This is a genomic window from Immundisolibacter cernigliae (assembly GCF_001697225.1).
Taxonomy (GTDB): Bacteria; Pseudomonadota; Gammaproteobacteria; order Immundisolibacterales; family Immundisolibacteraceae; genus Immundisolibacter; species Immundisolibacter cernigliae.
Genome location: NZ_CP014671.1, coordinates 359,989 through 380,688, shown reverse-complemented (window position 1 = coordinate 380,688; position 20,700 = coordinate 359,989). Strand labels below are relative to the sequence as shown.

Sequence of the window (20,700 nt, the reverse complement as noted above, 5' to 3'; positions counted from 1 at the left end):
GGATGCTCTACCACATGCGGGAAATTGCCCACGCCGGTCTGGCCCCGGCCCGCGCGGCGGCAGACCTGACCAGCCGGATGCTGCGCCACCCGGACAATCCGTGGCGGGAAACGGCCGCCGCCCGCTGGCTGTCGGCCAGCTGCGAGCTGTTCGACAACGTCACGCGCCGCTACGACAAGCCTGAATGGGGCCTGCACAGCACGCTGATCGACGGCGCCCAGGTGCCGGTCAACCTTGAGGTCGTCCAGCGCGAGCCGTTCTGCGACCTGCTGCATTTTCGTCGCGGCGCGGTGCGGGATGACCCGCGCCTGCTGGTGGTGGCGCCGATGTCCGGCCACTACGCGACCCTGCTGCGCGACACCGTGCGCGCCCTGCTGCCGAATCACGATGTCTACGTTACCGACTGGCTGGACGCGGCCATGGTGCCGCTGGTGGACGGCGGCTTCGATCTGGACGACTACATCGACTACGTGATCGGCTTTCTGCACACACTGGGGCCGGACACGCACGTGCTGGCGGTATGCCAGCCGGCGGTGCCGGTGCTGGCGGCGGTATCGGTGATGGCCGCCCGCAAGGATCCGCTGGCGCCGCCCAGCATGACGTTGATCGGTGGGCCGATCGATACCCGGGTCAGCCCGACGGTGCCCAACGACCTGGCAATGAATCACCCGCTGGAGTGGTTCGAGAGCAACCTGCTGGCCACGGTACCGGCGACCTTCCCGGGCTTCGGTCGACGGGTCTATCCGGGTTTCATGCAGCTGTCCGGCTTCATCAGCATGAACATCCAGCGTCACGTCGACGCGCACCAGGATTTTTTCAACCACCTGGTGCAGGGCGACGGCGACAGTGCGCAGCACCACCGGGATTTCTATCGCGAGTACCTGGCCGTGATGGACACCTCGGCCGAGTTCTACCTGCAAACCATCAGCACGGTGTTTCAGGAACATGCCCTGCCGCGGGGCGTGATGCACCACCGCGGTGAATTGGTCGATCCGGGTGCGATCGAACATACCGCGCTGCTGACCATCGAGGGCGGCAAGGACGACATTTCCGGGCCTGGCCAGACCGAGGCGGCGCAAGGCCTGTGCTGCAACCTGCCGGCGGCACGAAAACTGCATTATGTCCAACCGGAGGTCGGCCATTACGGCACCTTCAGCGGCCGCCGCTGGCGCGAGCTGATCGTGCCCGTCATTGGCGAGTTCATACGCGCCAGCGCCGGGGGGCCGGTTTCGGCAAAGGCCCCGGCATCCCGCGGCAGGAAAAAGCGCCCATCACCACCGTAACCAACGGCCGGGCGCGCGGTCTGAAACAGCGCGGCGTCTCATAGTTGAATCGGTAGAAGAGGAGAAACCCGATGTCCCAAGCCCGGCAGGTAGCCATTGTCAGCGGCTCGTCCCGCGGCATTGGCCGTGCCATTGCACTCGAACTGGCCCGCCGCGGCATGGCGGTGGTGGTCAACTACCGCAGCGCAGAAGCCGAAGCCAAGGCGGTGGCCGGCGAGGTGCGCGCCCTGGGCGTCGACTGCCTGTGTCTGCAGGCCGACGTCGCCGACCCGGACCAGGCGCGCGGCCTGATCGGCGAGGTACAGGCGCAGTGGGGACGCATCGATGTGCTGGTGAACAACGCCGGCATCACGCGCGACAAGACCCTGCGCAAGCTCACCGATGACGATTGGCTGCAGGTCATCAACACCAATCTGGGCAGCGTGTACTACTGCACCTCGGCCGTGATGCCGATCATGATCGAGCAGAACTACGGGCGCATCATCAATATCAGTTCGTACGTCGGTCAGGCCGGCAATTTCGGTCAGGCCAATTACGGCGCCAGCAAGGGCGGCATCATCGCCTTCACCAAGACCGCGGCCCTGGAACTGGCCCGTTACGGCATCACCGTGAACGCCATCGCGCCCGGCTTCACGGAAACCGAAATGCTGTCCAAGGTGCCGCCGGACGTGCAGGACAAGATTCGCGCCCGCATTCCGATGGGGCGCTTCGGCAAGCCGCAGGAGGTGGCCAAGGTGGTCGCCTTCATCGCCACCGAGGCCGACTACATCACCGGTCAGCAGATCAACGTCAACGGCGGCGTGTACATGTAGCCATACCCGGCAGGCGGGCACGCGCCGTCGTGCTAGCATCCGCCGCCCTGTGGTCCATGCCGATTTTGCGTTGCCGCCGTGACCGCTTTTGCCCCGGCCGACTGGCTTGCCCTGTTCCAGGCGGCGCCTTCGATGCCCGCCGCCGATACAGAGCCCTTCGGTAGCCAACTGGAGGACTACCGGCTGCTGCTCGATCGCTGGCAGCAGGCCCTGGAGGCGGGGGCCGCGGAACCGGCGCGGGTCGCGCTGGCGGCGCTGGCAAGACACATCGACCGGCAGCGTCCGCGCCAGCTGCGCCGTGTCTGCAGCCCCGGGCCGTGGTTCGAGCCGCTGGTCGAGCTGCCGGTGCCGGCCGTCGCAGCGCCTGCGCTGCCGGCCCTCCCGTTGCCCGGCTGGCTGGCGGCTGGCGCCGGGTTCTGGCTGGCACTGGTCAGCTACCGGCAAAAGCTCGACGCGTTTTGCCTGCCGTACCAAGGCCTTGGCACCCGCACGCTGACCCGGCTGGAGCAGGCCCGCCCGGCGACCGCCATCACGAGTGCAGCCGGGCTGTTTGCGCACTGGCAGCTGTGCCAGGATCAGGTCGAGTCGGAGATCGTTCGCGCGCCGTCATGGGTCGCGTCATCGGCCGGCGTGGCGGCTGCCGCGGCGGCCCTGCGCGTCGCGCACCGGCAATGTCTGGAGGCGGCCCTGGGCGTGCAGCTCGATGGCGCCGGCCAGCGGGCACTGAGCGAGGAGCTTGCTGCCATTCGCCGGCAGCTTCGCAAGCTCACGCAAGGCGCGTGATGTTTCCCGATCTGGACGCCGACGCCGTGCGGGCGCAGCGGGAACGGATCGATGCCCTGCTCGCCGCGCCGGCAGAGCCGGTGGTGTGGGCCGACCGCAGCGCCGAGCGCCTGCCCGTGGAAGGCAAGGCGAGCCTACGCTACTACCCCCCGCTTCGTGAGCCGGCAGCGCGCCCGTTGCTGTTGGTCTACTCGCTCGTCAACAGCCCGCAGGTGCTGGATCTGGCCCGCGGCAGCTCATTCGTCGAGTGCCTGCAGGGTCTTGGCCATCCGGTGTATTTGCTCGACTGGGGGCGCCCCGATGCCAGCGACGCCGGGCTGTCACTGGCCGACTACGTATGCGGGTATCTGCACGGCGCGGTGCGGGTGGTGCAGCGTCACGGTGCCGCCGACACGGTGGATCTGCTGGGTATCTGCCAGGGCGGTACGCTCGCCCTGTGCCTGGCCAGCCTGGAACCGCGCGCCCTGCATCGTCTGGTGACGCTGGTAACGCCGGTGGACTTTCACACGCCCAGCGACGTGCTGGCGCATCTGGCTGGAGCGTTCGACCTGCCCGCTCTGCTGGCGCCCGACGGCAACCTGCCCGGCGCCGTGCTCGCCGCCGTGTTTGCCCTGCTGCGCCCGCTGCGAGGCGCCGGGGCAGTGCGCGCGCCCTGGCTGGACGGGGCCATCGATGCGCCGAGGCGCGAACGCCTGCGCAGGCTGCTGGCATGGCAGGGGGATTATCCGGATCAGGCCGGGCGAGCCTGGCTTGAGTTCGTGACCGGCTGCTATCGGGACAATGCTCTGGTGCGTGGCGCACTGGTCCTGGATGGCCGGACGGTCGATCTGTCGCGTTTGCGCCTGCCGATCCTGAATGTCCATGCGCGGGCCGATCACCTGGTTCCGCCGGCCGCGTCGCAGGCCCTGCGGCGTGCCGTGGGCGGACGAAATTACCGGGAGCTGGCCGTCGACGGGGGGCATGTGGGCGTTTTCGCCGGAGGTCACGGTCTGGCGACCGTACCGCCTGCCGTCAGCCGTTTTTTGCGCGCCAGTCCAAAACGAAAGCCCCGCTGACGCGTCAGCGTCGCGGGGCTTTGGCAAGCCCCCGTCCGGCATGCGGACGGGGTCGTGCGCGCCGGTTCAGGCGGACTTGGTGCTCATCCAGGCCGGCATGGTGGTCATCGACTTCATGCTGCTTTCGAGCATGCCGGCCAGCGCCTGGTTGGCCTCTGCGATCACTTCCATATCGAACTTGGCCAGATCGAACATTTTCTTGCCCATGTCGGCCATGAAGGCGCCCTGCGCGCCCATCAGGGCCGGCAAGTCCGTCGGCGAGCTGTACTGGCGGGCTTGCGCCAGGCCGGATTCGAAGCAGTCACCGGCCAGATCGACGTGTTTCTTGAGCAGTTTCTCAAACGCCTGGGTGCCGACCGCGGTCAGGTCCGCAAGGGGTTTCATCTGGTCTTTCATGCTGTCCATGACGTTGTACATGTGCCGTACCTCCGGAAATTCTGCACTGCAAAAACGCAGACGCCATGCTAGGCGGCAAAATTTTCGATGTCAAGCATTTTTCCGCGCCGCAGAAATTATTTCTTGGCCGGGTTTCCCTCACCCGCTGCCTCGCCGCGCATGGAGTTCGCCAGGCGGCTCCAGATATCCAGATTCTGTTCGGCCAGGCGCGACATCATGTTCAGCGGGTGGCCGCTGAGCATGGTGCGCAACTGCTCATGAAAGGCGCCCTGCTGTTCCATGAACATGGCCATGCTGCGTTCCAGGTACTCCCGCAGCAGCCCATGCAGGCTGTCGCCGTAGAAGCGGATCAGCTGGCGCAGTACTTCGTCGGTGAGCAGCGAGCCGCCGCTGTCGGCTTCCTGCTCGGCGATGATCTGCAGCAGCACGCTGCGGGTGATGACCTCGCCGGTCTTGGAGTCATGGACCTCGAACGGCTCCCCGGACAGCACCAGGCGCTTGACGTCTTCGAGGGCCACAAAGCAGCTCTGAACGGTGTCGTACAGGCGGCGATTGGGATATTTCTTCAGAATCCGCACGGGCTGTCGACTCCGCCTGATGTGACTGCACGATCCGCAGTGCGATTCCGGTCATGTCGCGACCGGACGCAGGGGACCGATTGTACACAGCCGGTGCAGTCCGTCCGCCGGCGGCCGGCTGGGGTGTCGGCGCCCGAACCGCATGATTGCGGCCTTATACTTTCCGCGCAGATGAATCCTTGCCGGCAGGCGAGGTCGGTGCCGCCAGCGCGGCTTTTCGGAGTACTCATGTCCAAGCTGCTCAAGGCGTCGGCCCTGATTGCCGTCGGTTTTTTCTGCGCGCTGCTGGTGCTGCGTGACGGCGCCCATGCCGAGCGCAGCGACCCTGTCCCGGCCGGCGCCACCATGGATCTGCCGGTGCAGGAACTGCGCCTGTTCAGCGAGGTGCTGGGCATCATTCGCCAGAATTACGTCGAGCCGGTCAGCGACGGCGACCTGCTCAAGAGCGCCATCCGCGGCATGTTGGCCGGCCTCGATCCGCATTCGGCCTACCTGGAGCAGGAAGAATTCCAGGAACTGAAGGAAGGCACATCCGGTGAGTTCGGCGGCCTTGGCATCGAGGTCGGCATGGAAGACGGCTTCGTGAAGGTGGTGTCGCCAATCGACGATACGCCCGCCCAGAAAGCCGGCATTCTGGCAGGCGATCTGATCATCCGGCTCGATGATACGGCCGTGAAGGGTCTGTCACTGAACGAGGCGGTCAAGCTGATGCGCGGCGCGCCAGGGACCGACATCACCCTGACCATCGTGCGCGAGGGCCAGGAGCGGCCGCTGCAGATCAAGCTCACGCGGGCGGTGATCAAGGTCAACAGCGTGCGCAGTCGTTCGCTGGATCCGGGTTATGGCTACCTGCGCGTGTCCCAGTTCCAGGTCAATACCGGGCGCAAGCTGCGCGACGCGGTAACGGAGCTGAAGGAGAAGAACGGCGGCGCGCTGAAAGGACTCGTGCTGGACCTGCGCAACAACCCGGGCGGCGTGCTGACGGCGGCGGTGTCGGTGTCGGATGCCTTCATCAGTGACGGACTGATCGTCTACACCGAAGGCCGCGGACCGGAAGCGGCCCAGAAGTTTTCAGCCACTTCGGGCGACATCCTCGAAGGCGTGCCCATCGTGGTGCTGGTCAACGCCGGTTCGGCGTCGGCCTCGGAAATCGTCGCCGGTGCCCTGCAGGACAACGGTCGGGCCATCATCATGGGCGAGAAGACCTTCGGCAAGGGATCGGTGCAGACGATCCTGCCGATCAGCGAGAGCGCCGCCCTGAAGCTGACCACGGCCCGCTATTTCACGCCCAAGGGGCGCTCCATCCAGGCCGAAGGCATCGAGCCGGATGTGCCGCTGGAGCGGGTGCAGCTGACTGCGCTCGAGCAGCCTTTCCAGCCGCTGGGCGAACGCGATCTGGCCCGGCACCTGGACAATCCCAACGGCAAGGCCAAACCGGCCACGAGCGCCGCGCCCAAGGCGGCGGCTGACCAGCCGGCGACTGACACGAAGGAGGTGAGTCTGGCCAAGGCGGACTTCGGCGTGCACGAGGCGCTGAACCTGCTCAAGGCGCTCAACATCGTGCAGTCGCGGGCCAAGTAGCGGCGCGCGACCCACGGCCTGGACGCCGGGCGGCAGAGGCCCCTGACGGGCGGTACCTGATTGACCGTACGGTCACCCGACGTCTACCCTCGCGCTCTTTTTTGCGCATCGAGGAGAAAACGCCATGGCCACCGCCGCGTCCGATCTGCCGTCCGGTCATTACTACCGGGACCTGAACGAATACATCGACACTCTGGAGCGGGCCGGCAAGCTGCAGCGTATCAGCCGGCCGATCGACAAGGACACGCAGATGCACCCGCTGGTGCGGTTGCAGTTCCGGGGTCTTGAAGAAAAGGACCGCAAGGCCTGGCTGTTCGAGAACATCACCGACGCCAAGGGCCGCACGTACGACATGCCGCTGGTGCTGTGCGCGATGGCCGGCTCGTCGGACATCTATGCGCTTGGCCTGCAGTGCACGGTCGAGGAAATCCCGCGCCGCTGGGACCACGCCCAGGCGCATCCGATCGCGCCGGTCATCGTCGGCACCGGTCCGGTGCACGAACAGATCCTGCGCGGCGATGACCTGAAAGAGCGTTGCCTGTCGCGCCTGCCGATCCCGATCTCGACCCCCGGTTTCGACAACGCGCCCTACACCACCGCCTCGCACTGGATCAGCAAGGATCCGGACACCGGCCTGCACAACGTGGGCAACTACCGCGGCATGGTCAAGGCCGAGGACCGCATCGGCGTGTACCCGGCCTCGCCCGGTTACGGCATGCGCCGGCACATCGAAATGTGGCGCGAGCGCGGCCACGACAAAATGCCGGCGGCGATCGTGATTGGCGTGCCGCCGGCCATTTCCTACGCTGCCGTCACCCGCCTGCCCAACGACGTGTGCGAGTACGACGTGGCCGGCGGCCTGGCCGGGCAGGCGATCGAACTGACGCAGTGCGTCTCGCACGACCTGCTGGTGCCGGCGCAGGCACAGATCGTGGTGGAGGGCTTCGTGCCGACCAACATCCAGGAGATGGAAGGCCCGTTCGGCGAGTTCCCCGGCTACATGGCGGCGCGGGATTACTCGTGGTTCATGGAAGTCACGGCAATTACCATGCGCAACAAGCCGATTTATCAGGCCTTTTTGTCGCAGTTCCCGCCGAGCGAATCGTCCAAGATCCGCGGCATCGGCTGGACGGCGGCCTGTTTCGATTACCTGAAGGCGGCCGGTTTCGATTGCGTGCAGGAAGTCCACTTCCCGGAGACATCCGGCTCGTTTGGCGTCTGCCTGGTGCGCATCCGCCGCGAGAAGGACGACGACGCCACGCGCATCCTGGACCACCTGTCCAAGAAATTCGTCGGCAAGATGGCCATCGTGGTCGACGAGGACGTCGACATTCACGACCCGAACGCCATCTACTGGGCCCTGTCCTACGCCATGCAGCCGCACCGGGACGTGCGCGTAGTGGACATCCCGCTGATGGCGCTGGACCCGTCCATCGCCCCGCCGGGTGCCAATCGTGGCCTGACCGGCGAGAAGCCGCGCATGTCGGGCCTGCTGATCGACGCCACGCGCGACTGGCCGTACCCGCCGGTATCCCTGCCCGGCAAGGAGTTCATGGAAGGCGCCATCGCGCTGTGGCAGGAACTGGGCCTGCCGGAACTGAAGCTGCGCAAGCCCTGGTTTGGCTACAACCTGGGCAGCTGGTCGGCCGACGAGGAAGAAGAAGCCGCCCTGGCCGCGCGTGGCGATTACTACGTCACGGGCCAGAAGCAGCGCGGGGAGCGCCGCAAGCTGGATTAGTCGCTGATCGTCGCCTTGCGGCAGCGCGCTGCCGCAAGGCGACTTGTGGGTTTTCTGATGCCGCTGATCCGTGGGCTCAGGTGCGCTCGATGTGCGCCCGGCCGTGGCTGAGCACCACCACGTTGCGCTCCACCGCCAGGGTGCGAAAGGCGACGGATTCTGCCTCGTGCCAGATTTCCGTACGCAGCGTCTCGCCCGGGTAGACCGGCGCCGAGAAGCGCGCCTGCAGTTGCGTCAGGCGTGCCGGGTCGTAGTCGCACAGCGTGCGCAGCAGGGCATGGCCGGCCACGGCAAAGGTGCACAGGCCGTGCAGGATCGGCCGCTCGAAACCGGCGGCGCGCGCCACGGCCGGGTCCGCATGCAGCGGGTTGAAGTCGCCGCACTGGCGGTACAGCAGCGCCTGCTGGGGCAGGGTGGGCAGTTCGCAGACGGTATCCGGCGCGCGTTCCGGGGTCGGTGCGAGGCGCATCGGCGGGGCATCGGATCCGCCGCAGCCGCCGTCGCCGCGGCAGAACGTGCTGCTGTCCAGCGTCGCGATCAGTGCGTCACTCGCCGCATCGTGCAGCGTACGCTGGCTGTAGACGATGGCGCCCTTGCCCGGTCCCTTGTCGTTGATGCCGACCACGCGCGTGCGGCCGATCACCTCGCCACTGGCCGGCAGCGGCCGGTGCAGGCGCAGGCCCTGTTCGGCGTGCACCAGGCGCACCCAGTCGACGCCGGTGGCCGGATCCTTCATCCAGAAGCCGGGGTAGCCGAGCACCACCGCCTGCGTGGGCAGCGCCTGCGGGTTCTGTTCGTAGACGAAGGGCAGTTGCCGGGTATCGACCGGGTCGGCGCCCAGGCCGACCGCCAGGGCATACAGCTGGCTGTCGCGTACGCTGTAGGTCTGGCGCACCTCCGGCACCGGCCAGTCCAGCAGGCGCCGGTAGTCGATGGCCATCAGATCGGGTCCCAGGCGAACACGTCGGCCGACACAGCCAGCGGGTAGAACTGTTCCCGGAAGGCGCCCGGCAGGCGTTCGGCCAGTTGCTCCGGCGTCCAGCCGCCGTCGCGGTGGATCGAGCGCAGCGGGCGCGACTGCGACATCAGGAATACCTCGTTCGCCCGCACCGCGAAGATCTGGCCGTTGACCTCGGCGGCGGCGTCCGACAGCAGGAATACGGCGACCGGGGCGATCTTGTCCGGCGTCATGCGCTTCAGGCGCTCGACGCGTGCCTGCTGCTCGGGTGTGTCGGTGGGGATGGCGCCGATCATGCGGCTCCAGGCGAACGGCGAGATGCAGTTGCTGCGCACGCCAAAGCGCTGCATGTCGAGCGCGATCGACTTCGACAGGCCGACGATGCCCAGCTTGGCCGCTGCGTAGTTGGCCTGGCCGACGTTGCCGATCAGGCCCGAGGTGGAGGTCATGTGCACGAAGGCGCCGCCGCCCTGTTCGCGATACAGCGGCGCCACGGCGCGGCTCAGGTAGAACGAGCCGAACAAATGCACCTGGATCACGGCCGTGAAATCGTCCGGCGACATCTTGTGAAAGATACCGTCGCGCAGGATGCCGGCGTTGTTGACCACCCCATCCACACGGCCGAAGGCGTCCAGCGCCGTCTGCACGATGCCTTGCGCGCCGTCCCAGGTTGCCACGCTGTCTGTGCTGGCCACCGCCTGGCCGCCGGCGACGCGAATCTCGTCCACCGTGCGCTGGGCGGGGCCAAGGTCGCTGCCCTCGCCGCCGACCGAACCGCCGATGTCGTTGACAACCACCCGCGCCCCCTGCGCCGCGGCCAGGCGCGCGATGCCGCCGCCGATGGCGCCGCCGCCGCCGGTGATGATGATGACCTTGTCCTTGAGCGTGTCGGGCATTATGGATTCCTGTGGTTGTGAGCGGCCGCGGTAATGCTGGGGAAGCGCTGAATGAATCCGTCCTGGATTCCCCGGCGCCTGCCAGCGGGAAAAACCCGGCAGGAGCGCAGCTTCGCTGCGCGATGATCGCCCGGCAAAGCCGGGCTCCTACAACCACCGATTCTGGCAGCGCCTCCCTGCGCTGCGGGAAGCGCTGAATACTTCGGCGTTTCCCCGGATGAACGGGAACCGGCGACCGCGCTCAGGCGCCGGCACCCATCGTCAACAGGCGCCGCCATTCGCGGAAGATGGCCGGCAGGTGGGTCTCATCCTGGAAGCTCGGGCTGCTTTGCACCGGCTGGATGCCCAGGCCGGCGGCGAGTGCGTCGGCGCCGGGCTGCGCGCGGGTGGCACCGCGGGCGTATTCCTGCGGGCCGGTGCTCGGCGCGCCGGCAAAGCCGGCCTGGCTGGCCTCGAACTCGGTCAGGTCGTCCGGTGTGGCCATGCCGGTGGCGTTGAAGAAGTCCTCGAACTGGCGCACGCGCAGCTGGCGGGCGGCCGGCGTCTCGCCGCGCGGCGCCAGGCAGTAGATCTTGACCTCGGTGAGGTCCGGGGCGATGGGCCGGAACACGCGGATTTGCGTCGAGGTCTGGTCCATCAGGAACACATTCGGAAACAGCAGCATGTTGCGGATGCGGTCGATCATCCAGGCGGTCTTGGCGGGGCCGAATTGCTCCGTCAGGCGCGGCCGCTGGCGTGCCAGCGGGCGGTTTTCCGGCTGCGACACGGCCGACCAGGCCAGGATGTGGCCGCTGCCCAGGTCATAGGCGCCGCTGGCCTGCTGCATGATGCGGTCGTCGGCGATGGACTTGACCGGGTCGGAGGTGCCTTCCGTCACGCGCCGCGTGACCATGCCGATGTAATTGGCGTGCACGGTACTGACGTGGTAGCCGTCCAGGCCGTTCTCGGCGTGGACTTTCCAGTTGCCGCGAAAGGTATAGCTGGTGCTGCCGCGCAGCACTTCCAGGCCGTCCGGGGATTGATCGACCAGCGCGTCGATGACGCCGGTGGCGGCGGCGAGGTGTTCCTTGAGCGTCGGCACGTCGGCGCCGAGCGAGCCGAACAGGAAGCCGCGGTAGTTCTCCAGGCGCGGCAGGGCGGTCAGATCGCGCGCGCGTTCGGCGAAGGCCGGCGGGTAGGCACCGCTGGCGTGGTCCTTGACCTCGACGTTGCGGCCCTGGGTGTCGTACACCCAGCCGTGGTAGGGACAGGTCAGGAACTTCGCATTGCCCCGCGCGGTGCGGCACAGCTTCGCGCCACGGTGGGCGCAGGCGTTGATGAAGCCGCGAATCTGCCCATCCGCGCCGCGCATCAGCACCACCGGCTGGCGGCCCATGTGCGTGGTGAACCAGTCGCCGGGACGCGGCAGCTGGCTCTCGTGGGCCAGGTACAGCCAGCTGCCCTCGAAGATGTGCTTCAGTTCGAGCTCAAACAGGCCGGGGTCGGTGAAGATGCGCCGGTCGACTGCGAACAGGTTGTGGACCGGGTCTTCGCGCAGGTAGGTGGCCGGCGCCGGCGCGGCCTGGAATTCGACCGGTTTGTTCATGTGAGGTTTCTCCTGTGGATATGGCCGCGGGGCTCTTGGTGGCCCGCTGGGCTCCTGACAGTCTAGGCTTGGCGCGTCGCGTCCTGCTCCAGGCGCACGATCTGGTCGCGCAGTTCCAGACGCCGACGCTTGAGTTCCTTTATCTGCGGCGAGGCCTGGCCGGGGCCGGTCTCGGCGTGGTCGATTTCGGCGTCCAGCAGGCGGTGCTGGCGACGCAGTTCGTCGAGGGTCTGGGCACCGTTCACGCGTGGCTGGGGCATGGGCGATCCTCCTTTGGATGATAATCCGGCCGCCCGACACGCTAAACCCACCCTGCGGGGCCGTCCAGTCCCCACCGCCCAGGCCGTCATGAGCGCCATCCTCGAAGTCCGCAACCTGATCAAGGAATACCCCGGCGTGCAGGCGGTGGCGGGCGTCAGTTTCAGCGTCGTCGCCGGCACCTGTTTTGGCCTGCTGGGTCCAAACGGCGCCGGCAAGACCACCACCGTGGAGATGATGGAAGGCATCTGCCGGCCGACCGCCGGCCAGGTGCTGTATCGCGGCGAAGGGCAGGGCGCGCAGTTCCGGGCCGAGGCGGGCATCCAGTTCCAGTCGACCGCGCTGCAGGATTTTCTGACCGTGCGCGAGACGCTGGTGCTGTTTCACAGCCTGTATCCGAAGCAGGCCGATCTTGAGACGCTGATCGATCTGTGCCAGTTGCGCGACCTGCTCGAGCGCGACAACCGCAAGCTGTCGGGCGGCCAGCGCCAGCGCCTGCTGCTGGCGATCGCGCTGGTGAACGACCCGTCCATCGTGTTTCTGGACGAACCGACGACGGGTCTGGATCCGCAGGCGCGGCGCAGCTTCTGGAAGCTGGTGCAGGACATCAAGGCGCAGGGCAAGACCATCCTGCTGACCACGCACTACATGGAAGAGGCCTACGTGCTGTGCGACGAAATCGCCATCATGGACCGCGGCCGGATCATCGCCCAGGGTTCGCCGGCCGCGCTGCTGGCGGCGCATTTCGAGGACGTGATCCTGACTCTGCCCAAGGCCGACTTCCAGCCGTCGGCGCAGTTCGACGCGCCGCTGCTGGATGCCGGCGAGCTGTGGGAGGTGTCCACGCGCGACATCCCGGCCGCCCTGCGCGGACTTGAAAGTGCGGGCGCCAGCCTGCGCAACCTGCGCATCCGCGAGCGCACGCTCGAGGACCTGTTCCTGGAACTGACCGGCCGCGAACTGCGCGCCTGACTGCTGGAGTGCCTGCCGTGCTGCGCCGTTATCTCGCCCTGACCCATGCCCGCAACATGGAGTTTCTGCGCGACCGCGCGTCGCTGGGCTGGAACCTGCTGTTCCCGCTGGTGATGGTGGCCGGCTTGGCGATCATCTTTGGCGGCCCGCCGCGGCCGCTGTTCAAGGTGGCGGTGATCGGCGCCGGTGAGCCGGTGGAGCTGACCGCCCACCCGTTCCTGGCCACCCGCTACGCCGAGTTTTACGCCTTGCCGGCCGACCAGCGCGAGGCGGCGGTGGCCAAGGTCGGCCGCCATCGCCTGGACATGCTGCTCGATCTGGGCGCTGCGCCGCGCTACTGGATAAACCCCGAATCGCCCAAGGGTTACGTGCTCGAGCGCCTGCTCAAGGCCGCCGGCGGCCCGCCGCTGGAGCATGGCGCGGTGCCGGGGCAGCCGATCCGCTACATCGACTTCCTGCTGCCGGGCATCCTTGGCATGAACATGATGTTCTCGTGCCTGTGGGGCGTCGGCTATGTGGTGGTGCGCTACCGCAAGAGCGGCTTTCTGAAGCGCCTGAACGCCACGCCGGTGCGGCCGATCGAGTTCATCCTGGCGCAGCTGACCTCGCGCCTGCTGCTGATCATGGCCATCACGGTGGTGGTCTACGTGGGCACCGACTGGGTGATCGGCTTTCGCATGGAGGGCTCGCACGCCCTGCTGGCGCTGGTCACCACGCTGGGCGCGCTGGCGATGATTGCAATGGGCTTCGTGGTGGCGGCTTTCGTGACCAGCGAGGAACTGGCCGGCGGCATCCTGAACTTTCTGTCCTGGCCGATGATGCTGCTGTCGGGCGTGTGGTTTTCGATGGAAGGCAGCCAGCCGTGGTTGCAGCAGCTGGCGGACGTATTTCCGCTGACGCATCTGGTGGGCGCGGCGCGGGCCATCATGCTGGACGGCGCCGGGCTGCGCGAGGTGGCGCCGCAGATCGCCGCCCTGAGCGCCATGACCGTGGTGTTTCTGGCCATCGGCGCGCGCATTTTCCGCTGGCGTGCGGATTGATCGAATAGGCCGCAGTCAGGCGCTCAGCGCGGCGTGAACGGCGGTGACGATCTCGTAGGAATGCAGGCGCGCCGTGTGCTCGAACATCTGCGACGTGATGATCAGTTCGTCCGGCTGCACGCGCTCGATGAAGCTCGCCATGCGCGCCTGCACGGTGTCCGGCGCACCGATGGCGCTGCAGGACAGCACCTGGTCGAGCATGGAACGCTCCATTGGCGACAGGCTGTCCAGGTAGCCCGGAACCGGCGGCGGCAGCTTGCCGGGCCGCCCGCTGCGCAGCGCCACGAAGGCCTGCTGCATGGAGCTGGCCAGCAGCTGTGCCTGTTCGTCCGTGTCGGCGGCGAACACGTTGTAGCCGACCATCACGTACGCTGATTGCAGCTGCTGCGACGGGCGAAACTGCGAGCGATAGATGTCGACGGCCTGCTGCATCTGGGCAGGCGCGAAATGCGAGGCAAAGGCAAACGGCAGCCCCAGCGCCGCCGCCAGCTGGGCGCCGAACAGGCTGGAGCCCAGAATCCATATCGGCACCTGCGTGCCCTCGCCGGGAATGGCGCGCACCGGCTGCGCCGGATCGGGCGGCCCCAGGTAGGCCATCAGCTCGATCACATCCTGCGGGAATTCCTCTGCACTGGCGGCCAGATTGCGGCGCAGGGCGCGGGCAGTGATCTGGTCGGTGCCCGGCGCGCGGCCCAGGCCGAGATCGATGCGGTCCGGAAACAGCGCCGCCAGGGTGCCGAACTGCTCGGCGATCACCAGCGGCGCGTGGTTGGGCAGCATGATGCCGCCGGCGCCGACCCGGATGCGCGTGGTTGCGGCCGCCACCTGGCCGATTACCACCGCCGTGGCGGCACTGGCGATGCCGGCCATGCCGTGGTGTTCGGCCAGCCAGTAGCGCCTGAAGCCCAAGCGTTCGGCGTGCCGGGCCAGATCCAGCGTGTTGCGCAGCGCCTGCCCGGCATTGCTGCCGACCGCCACCGGCGCCAGATCCAGAACGGAAAACGGAATCATGCGCTGTGCTCCATCGTGCAGTGCCCGGTCGTGGACCTTGCCTTGAATTGCCTGGCCGGTCCAGCTGGCGCCCGGCCGCATCAGGTGCCGGGCGTGGTGCGCCCCGGCAAGGTCACCATCAGCACGCCGCCGAGCACCAGTGCGGCGCCGAGCAGCTGCGCGGCGGTCGCCGGCTCACCGAGCACGACCACGCCCAGGTAAATGGTGATGATGGGCCCGGCCGAGCCGATGAGGGCCACCTGGCCGGCGCCGATCCGTTTGATGGACTCCGCCAGCAGGACGGCCGGCAGCACGGTCGAGAACACCGCCATCGCCAGCGCCAGGCCATAGATCGGCCACGGCTGGCGCAGCGCCGCGAGCGGCTGCGTGGCGGCGAACTGCGCCAGCACGAAGCCGGTCGAGATCAGCATGGCGTAGGCGGCGGCGCGGCGGGCGCCGACGCGGGCAATGGTGGGGCCGCTGGCCAGCAGGTACAGCGCGTAGGCGACCGCCGAGCCGAACACCAGCGCGCTGCCCAGCAGCAGGGCGCCGCGGTCGGTGGCCAGGTGCAGATCGCTGGCGAACGCCACCGCAATGCCGCCATAGGACAGCGCCAGCGCCCATATTTCGCGCCGCGCCACCCGACGGCGGCCGAGCCAGGCCCCGAGCAGCACCACCAGCGTCGGATACAGGAACAGGATCAGCCGCTCCAGGCCGGCGTTGATGTAGCCCAGACCCCAGAAATCCAGAATGCTGGCCAGGTAATAACCGGTCAGGCCGAGCCAGGTCAGGCGCAGCCAGTCAACGGCCGCCACGGGGGTGCGTTCGCCGCTGCCGCGCGCATGCCAGGCAATGGCGACGAAAAACGGCAGCGCGAACAGCATGCGCAGCGCCAGCAGGGTGACCGCATCCACCGGCTGCCAGGCGTAGGCCAGCTTGACCAGGATCGCCTTGAACGAAAAACCGAACGCCGCCAGCAGGGCGAACAGCATGCCGTACAGGCGGGTGCGCTGGACGAGCGGCGGGGCGGTCATGGTACGGGTGGGAAAGTGCGCAGGGCGTGCAGTTTAACGGCGCAGAGCGCGCGTCGACGCAGCGCGCCGCGAGCCGCTCTGCACTCGCACGGGGCTGGCGGCGGCCTGCGGGCAAGCCACGCCACCGGATAGCCGCGCGTCGCGCCGTTGCCGGTTCGCCGCGGGTATCAGGCTGCCGCGAGCCTCAATCGTGGACGGCGATTTCGTGTATCACATCCGCCACCAGCCGGGTGCGGGTGTGCAGGATGCCGATGTCCGAGCCGACGATGATCCGAACGTAGCCATCGGACAGGCGCGAGAGCCGGCCCTCCAGCTCGGCAGGCAGGTAGCGGTAGGCAAGGTCGGGCGGTAGCCGACTGTCGCGCAGCATCTGTCGGGCGTGGCCGGGAGGTACCTTGCCCTGCTTGGCCAGGCCGGGTGGCAGTCCCCGGTAGCGGTTTGCATAGTAGTCGCGGATCAGCACCCGGTCGCTGTCGCTGAACACGATGTGGGCATAGCCGCTGCGGTCGCCCACCATGACCTCGCCATAACGCGGCTGGGCGTTGCCACAGCCGCCCAGGCACAGCAACGCAGCGATCAGCCATAGGTTCCTGGGCATCCTCGTCTCCATGTCAGCGGGGAGTTCCCGTTCCGGTGCTGGTCGCCGGTCGCCGTCGAGCTGGCGCCAAACCGCATCCGAGTCCGATTTCGTGAGCTTGCGAATCATACGTCGGGCCTGCCGGCCGGCGTTGAGGCCGGTCAGGCATCGGGCGACAGTGCTTGCCACGCGATAGACGTTCCGGTCGCGGCATTCGTCGTCGAGCGGCCTGCTGCGGTACGCTGGCCGCGGCACGGGACAGCATCTTGAGGCGAGTGATGGCGATCAGGCAGGTATTGCGCATGGGGCACCCATTGCTGCAGCAGGTGGCGCAGCCGGTGGCGGACGTGCGCGACCCGGCGGTCGCGATGCTGCTCGAGGACATGTTCGACACCATGACCGCCTGCAACGGGGCCGGCCTGGCGGCGCCACAGATCGGCGTGTCGGTGCGGGTGGTGGTGTTTGGCGTGACCCACAACCCGCGCTATCCGCAGGCCGAACCGGTGCCGCGCACGGTGCTCATCAATCCGGTTATCGAGGTCGTCGACCCAACCCTGGAAGACGGCTGGGAAGGCTGCCTGAGTGTGCCTGGCCTGCGCGGGCTGGTGCCGCGCCCGCGCGCCATCCGCTACCACGGCTTCGATGAACGTGGGCACCTGATCGAGCGGCAGGCCGACGGCTTTCACGCCCGCGTGGTGCAGCACGAGTGCGACCATCTGGACGGCGTGCTGTACCCGCAGCGCATTGGCGACCTGCGCCAGTTCGGTTTCGAGCCGGAAATCCTGCACGCGATGACCGGCGCCTGACCGGTCGCGGCCGGCAGGTGCCCGGTATCATGGCCGCCATTGCGAGCACGGGGTTATCGACATGTTCTATGTGCAGCGCGGCGCCGACGGCAGGGTGACCGGGGTTTCCGTCAGCCCGCAGGGCAGCACCGAGCCGCCGCTGTCCGGCGAGCATCCCGAGGTGCTGGATTTTCTGTTGCGCAACGGTGGCGACGCTGCCGCCGCGCAGGCCCTGGCGGCCACCGACCTCAATCTGGCGCGGGTGATCGAGGACCTGATCGGCCTGTTGGCCGAAACCGGCGTGATCATGTTCACCGACCTGCCGCAAGGCGCCCAGCGCAAACTGCTGCTGCGCGAACGCCTGCGCGCCCGGCTGGGCGAAATAAACCCGATGGTGGACGAGGACGACGCGATTCTGTGACGTCTGCGGTAGGAGCCCGGCTGTGCCGGGCGATTATCGCCATGCCGGACCCCATCGCGTTGTAGGAGCCCGGCTGGGCCGGGCGATCATCGCGCAGCGAAGCTGCGCTCCTACCCGGCTTTTTCCCGATGGCGGCCACCCGGAAATCCACGACGTATTTGTTCGGCGCTTCCCCTACAGCGCCCGCGGCGCCATCAGGTGGTAACCCTGCGCGCCGTCCATGCGCAGCTCGACGACGGCGGCCAGCTGTGCTTCGGTCTCGACCGCCTCGGCGATGATCTTGCAGTCCAGCCCGTGCGCGATTTCCCGCAGCGTGGCGATGAAGTAGCGACTGTCCGCATCGTGCGCCAGCGCGTGGATGTAGCGGCCGTCGACCTTCAGATAGCGCAGTTTCAGGCCGGCCAGGTAGCCCAGCGGATTGAAGCCGCGTCCAAAATGGTCCAGCGCCAGTCCGCTGCCGCGCTTGGCCAGGCCGATCGCCAGCTCGCGCAGCGCCGGCAGATCCCGGCTGGCGCCGTACTCAGGCAGCTCGAAGGTCAGGTCGGCCGCCTGCACCGGATGTTGATCGAGCGTTTCGAGCAACCAACTGCGAAAGCGCGGGTCGCTCAAGGATGTCGGACTCAGGTTCAACGCGAAATGCCTGGCGTTGTCGGACGGGCGCACCCGCGCCAGCACGGCCGTGATCACCGCCCGGTCAATGGCGCTGGCCAGGCCCAGGCGCTCGGCCATCGGCATGAAGCCGCCGGCCGGCAACAGGCCTTCGTCGGTCGGCAGGCGCACCAGAATTTCGGTATGCAGCACCTTGAGCGGATCGTTGGGACGCAGCACCGGCTGCGCGAACAGCGCCAGCTTTTTGCCCTGCAGGGATTCGTCCAGCAGCCTGCGCCAGGTCATGGCCGGACGCGGCGCACGGCTCGCGCTCGTCGGCGCCAGCTGCCAGGCGTTGCCGGTCGTTGCCTGCGCCTGGCGCAGGGCAGCGTCGGCACGGCTCAGCAACATGGACAGGGTGTCGCTGCCCGTGTGCACGGCCATGCCGATGTGTCCCACGTCGCCGTCCGGCATCACGCCGCGCTCCTGCAGGCTGGCCAGCGCCTGACTCATGGCCGATCCGATGGCGGCGATTTCATCGTCGCCGCCGCGCGGGAACAGCAGGCCAAAATCGGCGCCGCCCAGGCGCGCCAGACACAGCGGCCGAAACTGGGCCGTGGCCTCGCGCAGGGCCGCCGCCGCCTGGCGCAGCAGCTCGTCGCCGGCGCTGTAGCCGTGGCTTTCGTTGTAGTCGCGAAAATCGCGCAACTGCACCAGCGCCAGCAGGCCGCGAAAATGCTCCTCGGTCGAGTCCAGCAGATGCTCAAGGTCGCGCTGGAACAGGGCCCGGTTGCCCAGCCCGGTGACCGGGTCGCGGTAGGCCTTCTCGCGCAGGCGCTCGCCCAGCGCGATCTGTTCGTCCAGCATCTGCCGGACCTTGCGCGACATGTGGTTCATGGCCTCGACCACCCGGCGCAGCTCGCGCGTGCGCGGCAGATGTTCCTGGACCGGGAATTCGCGGTCGGCGATGGCCGCCGCCTGCACCTCGGTGGCGCGCAGCGGACGCAGGATGATGTTGACACCGACCACCGCAAGCGCCACCGCAAGCGCCGCCACCAGCGCGAACAGGCCCACCGAGGCGCGCGTGGTGCGCCACAGTTCGAGGTAGGCGTAACCCGGATTGCTGGTGACCTGCACCCGGCCCAGTTGCCGCCAGCCGGACATCAGCATGGCCTCGCCCAGTGGCGTGTCCAGTGGGATCAGCCGCACGAACCAGGCCGGCACGTCGTCGAAGCGCACCGGCTGCTCGCGCTCGACCAGCGGCGCGCCGCCGGTGTCGATGATGCGGATCGAGCGGTAATAGCCACTGTCGAACAGCGCGTCGACCATCGACTCCATGGTGGCGCGATCGTCCTCGGCGGCGCTGGTCGACAGCGACAGACCCAGCGACGTGGCCGCGTCCTGGGCATGCGACTGCAGCTGTGCGTCCAGGTAATGGCGCGTGTTGGCGACGCTGATGGCGACGCTGCCGGCGAACACCAGCAGCAGCAGGGCGAGGATGGCCAGAATCAGTTGCCGCAGCAGAGTCATCGGACGGTCTCGCGGGTCGGGGCGGAGGCGGGTGCTTCCATGCGGGTTATCAGGTCCTGCCACAGGCTCAGACGCTCGGAGCCGCCGACGCGTTTGCCGCGCCCGCGAGCCCTCGAAATCCATAGGCCCTGGCCATTGAAACTGTACACGGGGACAAGGTCGTCGCGCGACGAACCGGGCAGGACATCCGGCACCAGATTGTCGAGCACCAGCGGATCGGCGGCGGGGTTGGCGTAGTAGGCCAGCACCATGTGCGCCTGGTTCAATCGCAGCGCCTTGACGTAAGTAATCTGCAGCCGTGATTCGGGCACGCCCAGTTCGAGCAGGGTGAAGTATTTGGCGATCGCGAAGTCCTCGCAATCACCGCCTTCAGTGGCCAGAAATTCGACCGGCGTGGCCCAGTAGTCGCTTTTTTTCCAATGGATGATGTCATCCACGAACAGCATCTGATTGAAGAATTCATTCACCGCCTGCAGTCTGGCCGGCAACGGCCGGTCGCGGGTGGTGTCGATCAGCTGGCGCCAGTCCTGCACGCGCCGGGCCGCCGCCGGACCGTAGCGGCGTTCGATGGCACGCAGCGCGTCGGAGTCGAAGGCCGGGCCGACGGCATTGGCCGGCAGCAACAACACCGCCAGCAGCAAACCGAACCCGGCGCGCCGGCGCCGACGGCCGTGGCTGCGTTGCGCGCTGCGACCGGCCGCTGCGGCCGCTCGTCGAATGTGGCTCAGTAGGCTTTGCAAGCGGAATTTCCGTGAGCTGCCCCGGCAACTGATCCAGTGTCCGCCAAAGCGACCGTGACGCCGGTGACCCGTGTCACAGGCCGGCGTGTGCGGCCTTTCA

General features: G+C 67.8%; 21 protein-coding genes. 10 read left to right on the top strand and 11 right to left on the bottom strand.

All coding sequences use genetic code 11. The features are described 5' to 3' along the window. Positions 1 to 2: 2 nt before the first annotated feature. The 4 genes from PG2T_RS01835 (at position 3) to PG2T_RS01820 (ending at position 3,933) form a co-directional block, all read left to right on the top strand. On the top strand, positions 3 to 1,283 hold the full coding sequence (locus PG2T_RS01835; protein WP_068802566.1) for a polyhydroxyalkanoate depolymerase: 1,281 nt from the start codon (positions 3 to 5) through the stop codon (positions 1,281 to 1,283). A 71-nt stretch (positions 1,284 to 1,354) separates the two neighbouring features. Further along, positions 1,355 to 2,095 carry a 3-oxoacyl-ACP reductase family protein gene (locus tag PG2T_RS01830; protein ID WP_068802565.1) on the top strand — a complete coding sequence of 247 codons (741 nt, stop codon included), beginning with the start codon at positions 1,355 to 1,357 and terminating at the stop codon, positions 2,093 to 2,095. A gap of 132 nt (positions 2,096 to 2,227) precedes the next feature. Beyond that, positions 2,228 to 2,878, top strand: coding sequence for a hypothetical protein (locus tag PG2T_RS16190; protein WP_236953282.1), 651 nt, complete (start codon positions 2,228 to 2,230; stop codon positions 2,876 to 2,878). Beyond that, positions 2,878 to 3,933 (top strand): alpha/beta fold hydrolase, encoded by a 1,056-nt coding sequence (locus PG2T_RS01820; RefSeq protein ID WP_068802563.1) that lies wholly within the window; start codon positions 2,878 to 2,880, stop codon positions 3,931 to 3,933. Before PG2T_RS16190 ends, PG2T_RS01820 begins: the two co-directional genes overlap by 1 nt. 66 nt (positions 3,934 to 3,999) lie before the next feature. On the opposite strand, the gene PG2T_RS01815 is transcribed toward PG2T_RS01820, so the two are convergent. Together PG2T_RS01815 and phaR are read right to left on the bottom strand one after the other, a co-directional pair. Further along, on the bottom strand, positions 4,000 to 4,350 hold the full coding sequence (locus PG2T_RS01815; protein WP_068802562.1) for a phasin family protein: 351 nt from the start codon (positions 4,348 to 4,350) through the stop codon (positions 4,000 to 4,002). A gap of 95 nt (positions 4,351 to 4,445) precedes the next feature. Further along, complete coding sequence (gene phaR / locus PG2T_RS01810; RefSeq protein WP_145930955.1) at positions 4,446 to 4,907, bottom strand: polyhydroxyalkanoate synthesis repressor PhaR; 462 nt, start codon at positions 4,905 to 4,907, stop codon at positions 4,446 to 4,448. A 228-nt stretch (positions 4,908 to 5,135) separates the two neighbouring features. Between phaR and PG2T_RS01805 the strand changes: the two genes are divergently transcribed. Both PG2T_RS01805 and PG2T_RS01800 read left to right on the top strand, forming a co-directional pair. Then, positions 5,136 to 6,488: a S41 family peptidase gene (locus tag PG2T_RS01805; RefSeq protein ID WP_068802561.1), complete on the top strand. Its 1,353-nt coding sequence runs from the start codon at positions 5,136 to 5,138 to the stop codon at positions 6,486 to 6,488. A 124-nt stretch (positions 6,489 to 6,612) separates the two neighbouring features. Continuing rightward, entirely contained in the window at positions 6,613 to 8,226 is a 1,614-nt protein-coding gene (locus PG2T_RS01800; RefSeq protein WP_068802560.1) for a UbiD family decarboxylase, read from the top strand. A gap of 76 nt (positions 8,227 to 8,302) precedes the next feature. On the opposite strand, the gene PG2T_RS01795 is transcribed toward PG2T_RS01800, so the two are convergent. From PG2T_RS01795 to PG2T_RS01780, 4 genes are all read right to left on the bottom strand, one after another. After that, entirely contained in the window at positions 8,303 to 9,166 is an 864-nt protein-coding gene (locus PG2T_RS01795; RefSeq protein WP_068802559.1) for a MaoC/PaaZ C-terminal domain-containing protein, read from the bottom strand. Continuing rightward, entirely contained in the window at positions 9,166 to 10,083 is a 918-nt protein-coding gene (locus PG2T_RS01790) for an SDR family oxidoreductase (protein ID WP_418268530.1), read from the bottom strand. Before PG2T_RS01790 ends, PG2T_RS01795 begins: the two co-directional genes overlap by 1 nt. A gap of 238 nt (positions 10,084 to 10,321) precedes the next feature. Further along, positions 10,322 to 11,665 carry an aromatic ring-hydroxylating oxygenase subunit alpha gene (locus PG2T_RS01785; protein WP_068802557.1) on the bottom strand — a complete coding sequence of 448 codons (1,344 nt, stop codon included), beginning with the start codon at positions 11,663 to 11,665 and terminating at the stop codon, positions 10,322 to 10,324. A 62-nt stretch (positions 11,666 to 11,727) separates the two neighbouring features. After that, positions 11,728 to 11,925: a YdcH family protein gene (locus PG2T_RS01780; RefSeq protein ID WP_068802556.1), complete on the bottom strand. Its 198-nt coding sequence runs from the start codon at positions 11,923 to 11,925 to the stop codon at positions 11,728 to 11,730. Between the two features lie 88 nt (positions 11,926 to 12,013). On the opposite strand from PG2T_RS01780, the gene PG2T_RS01775 reads away from it, so the two are divergent. Next, on the top strand, positions 12,014 to 12,895 hold the full coding sequence (locus PG2T_RS01775) for an ABC transporter ATP-binding protein (RefSeq protein ID WP_068802555.1): 882 nt from the start codon (positions 12,014 to 12,016) through the stop codon (positions 12,893 to 12,895). A 17-nt stretch (positions 12,896 to 12,912) separates the two neighbouring features. Further along, positions 12,913 to 13,935, top strand: a complete 1,023-nt coding sequence (locus tag PG2T_RS01770; protein WP_193399821.1) for an ABC transporter permease — start codon at positions 12,913 to 12,915, stop codon at positions 13,933 to 13,935. 15 nt (positions 13,936 to 13,950) lie between these two features. On the opposite strand, the gene PG2T_RS01765 is transcribed toward PG2T_RS01770, so the two are convergent. From PG2T_RS01765 to PG2T_RS01755, 3 genes are all read right to left on the bottom strand, one after another. Beyond that, positions 13,951 to 14,946 carry an LLM class flavin-dependent oxidoreductase gene (locus PG2T_RS01765; RefSeq protein WP_068807542.1) on the bottom strand — a complete coding sequence of 332 codons (996 nt, stop codon included), beginning with the start codon at positions 14,944 to 14,946 and terminating at the stop codon, positions 13,951 to 13,953. Positions 14,947 to 15,026: 80 nt separating this feature from the next. Next, entirely contained in the window at positions 15,027 to 15,959 is a 933-nt protein-coding gene (locus PG2T_RS01760; protein ID WP_068802554.1) for a DMT family transporter, read from the bottom strand. A 184-nt stretch (positions 15,960 to 16,143) separates the two neighbouring features. Continuing rightward, positions 16,144 to 16,557 (bottom strand): hypothetical protein, encoded by a 414-nt coding sequence (locus PG2T_RS01755; RefSeq protein WP_068802553.1) that lies wholly within the window; start codon positions 16,555 to 16,557, stop codon positions 16,144 to 16,146. Between the two features lie 257 nt (positions 16,558 to 16,814). Between PG2T_RS01755 and def the strand changes: the two genes are divergently transcribed. Beyond that, positions 16,815 to 17,342, top strand: a complete 528-nt coding sequence (def, locus tag PG2T_RS01750) for a peptide deformylase (RefSeq protein ID WP_068802552.1) — start codon at positions 16,815 to 16,817, stop codon at positions 17,340 to 17,342. Between the two features lie 61 nt (positions 17,343 to 17,403). Next, complete coding sequence (locus PG2T_RS01745; protein WP_068802551.1) at positions 17,404 to 17,742, top strand: hypothetical protein; 339 nt, start codon at positions 17,404 to 17,406, stop codon at positions 17,740 to 17,742. 174 nt (positions 17,743 to 17,916) lie between these two features. Here PG2T_RS01745 and PG2T_RS01740 read toward each other — a convergent pair whose 3' ends face one another. Beyond that, on the bottom strand, positions 17,917 to 19,860 hold the full coding sequence (locus PG2T_RS01740) for an EAL domain-containing protein (protein ID WP_068802550.1): 1,944 nt from the start codon (positions 19,858 to 19,860) through the stop codon (positions 17,917 to 17,919). Continuing rightward, positions 19,857 to 20,600, bottom strand: coding sequence for a transglutaminase-like cysteine peptidase (locus PG2T_RS01735; RefSeq protein WP_236953280.1), 744 nt, complete (start codon positions 20,598 to 20,600; stop codon positions 19,857 to 19,859). The genes PG2T_RS01740 and PG2T_RS01735 overlap by 4 nt, the downstream gene beginning before the upstream one ends. Positions 20,601 to 20,700: the final 100 nt, after the last annotated feature.

Bases quoted from the DNA above. Each gene is read 5' to 3' on its own strand.
- PG2T_RS01835 (WP_068802566.1), top strand. From the start codon at position 3: ATGCTCTACCACATGCGGGAAATTGCCCACGCCGGTCTGGCCCCGGCC.
- PG2T_RS01830 (WP_068802565.1), top strand. From the start codon at position 1,355: ATGTCCCAAGCCCGGCAGGTAGCCATTGTCAGCGGCTCGTCCCGCGGC.
- PG2T_RS16190 (WP_236953282.1), top strand. From the start codon at position 2,228: ATGCCCGCCGCCGATACAGAGCCCTTCGGTAGCCAACTGGAGGACTAC.
- PG2T_RS01820 (WP_068802563.1), top strand. From the start codon at position 2,878: ATGTTTCCCGATCTGGACGCCGACGCCGTGCGGGCGCAGCGGGAACGG.
- PG2T_RS01815 (WP_068802562.1), bottom strand. From the start codon at position 4,350: ATGTACAACGTCATGGACAGCATGAAAGACCAGATGAAACCCCTTGCG.
- PG2T_RS01805 (WP_068802561.1), top strand. From the start codon at position 5,136: ATGTCCAAGCTGCTCAAGGCGTCGGCCCTGATTGCCGTCGGTTTTTTC.
- PG2T_RS01800 (WP_068802560.1), top strand. From the start codon at position 6,613: ATGGCCACCGCCGCGTCCGATCTGCCGTCCGGTCATTACTACCGGGAC.
- PG2T_RS01795 (WP_068802559.1), bottom strand. From the start codon at position 9,166: ATGGCCATCGACTACCGGCGCCTGCTGGACTGGCCGGTGCCGGAGGTG.
- PG2T_RS01785 (WP_068802557.1), bottom strand. From the start codon at position 11,665: ATGAACAAACCGGTCGAATTCCAGGCCGCGCCGGCGCCGGCCACCTAC.
- PG2T_RS01780 (WP_068802556.1), bottom strand. From the start codon at position 11,925: ATGCCCCAGCCACGCGTGAACGGTGCCCAGACCCTCGACGAACTGCGT.
- PG2T_RS01775 (WP_068802555.1), top strand. From the start codon at position 12,014: ATGAGCGCCATCCTCGAAGTCCGCAACCTGATCAAGGAATACCCCGGC.
- PG2T_RS01765 (WP_068807542.1), bottom strand. From the start codon at position 14,946: ATGATTCCGTTTTCCGTTCTGGATCTGGCGCCGGTGGCGGTCGGCAGC.
- PG2T_RS01760 (WP_068802554.1), bottom strand. From the start codon at position 15,959: ATGACCGCCCCGCCGCTCGTCCAGCGCACCCGCCTGTACGGCATGCTG.
- PG2T_RS01755 (WP_068802553.1), bottom strand. From the start codon at position 16,557: ATGCCCAGGAACCTATGGCTGATCGCTGCGTTGCTGTGCCTGGGCGGC.
- def (WP_068802552.1), top strand. From the start codon at position 16,815: ATGGCGATCAGGCAGGTATTGCGCATGGGGCACCCATTGCTGCAGCAG.
- PG2T_RS01745 (WP_068802551.1), top strand. From the start codon at position 17,404: ATGTTCTATGTGCAGCGCGGCGCCGACGGCAGGGTGACCGGGGTTTCC.
- PG2T_RS01740 (WP_068802550.1), bottom strand. From the start codon at position 19,860: ATGACTCTGCTGCGGCAACTGATTCTGGCCATCCTCGCCCTGCTGCTG.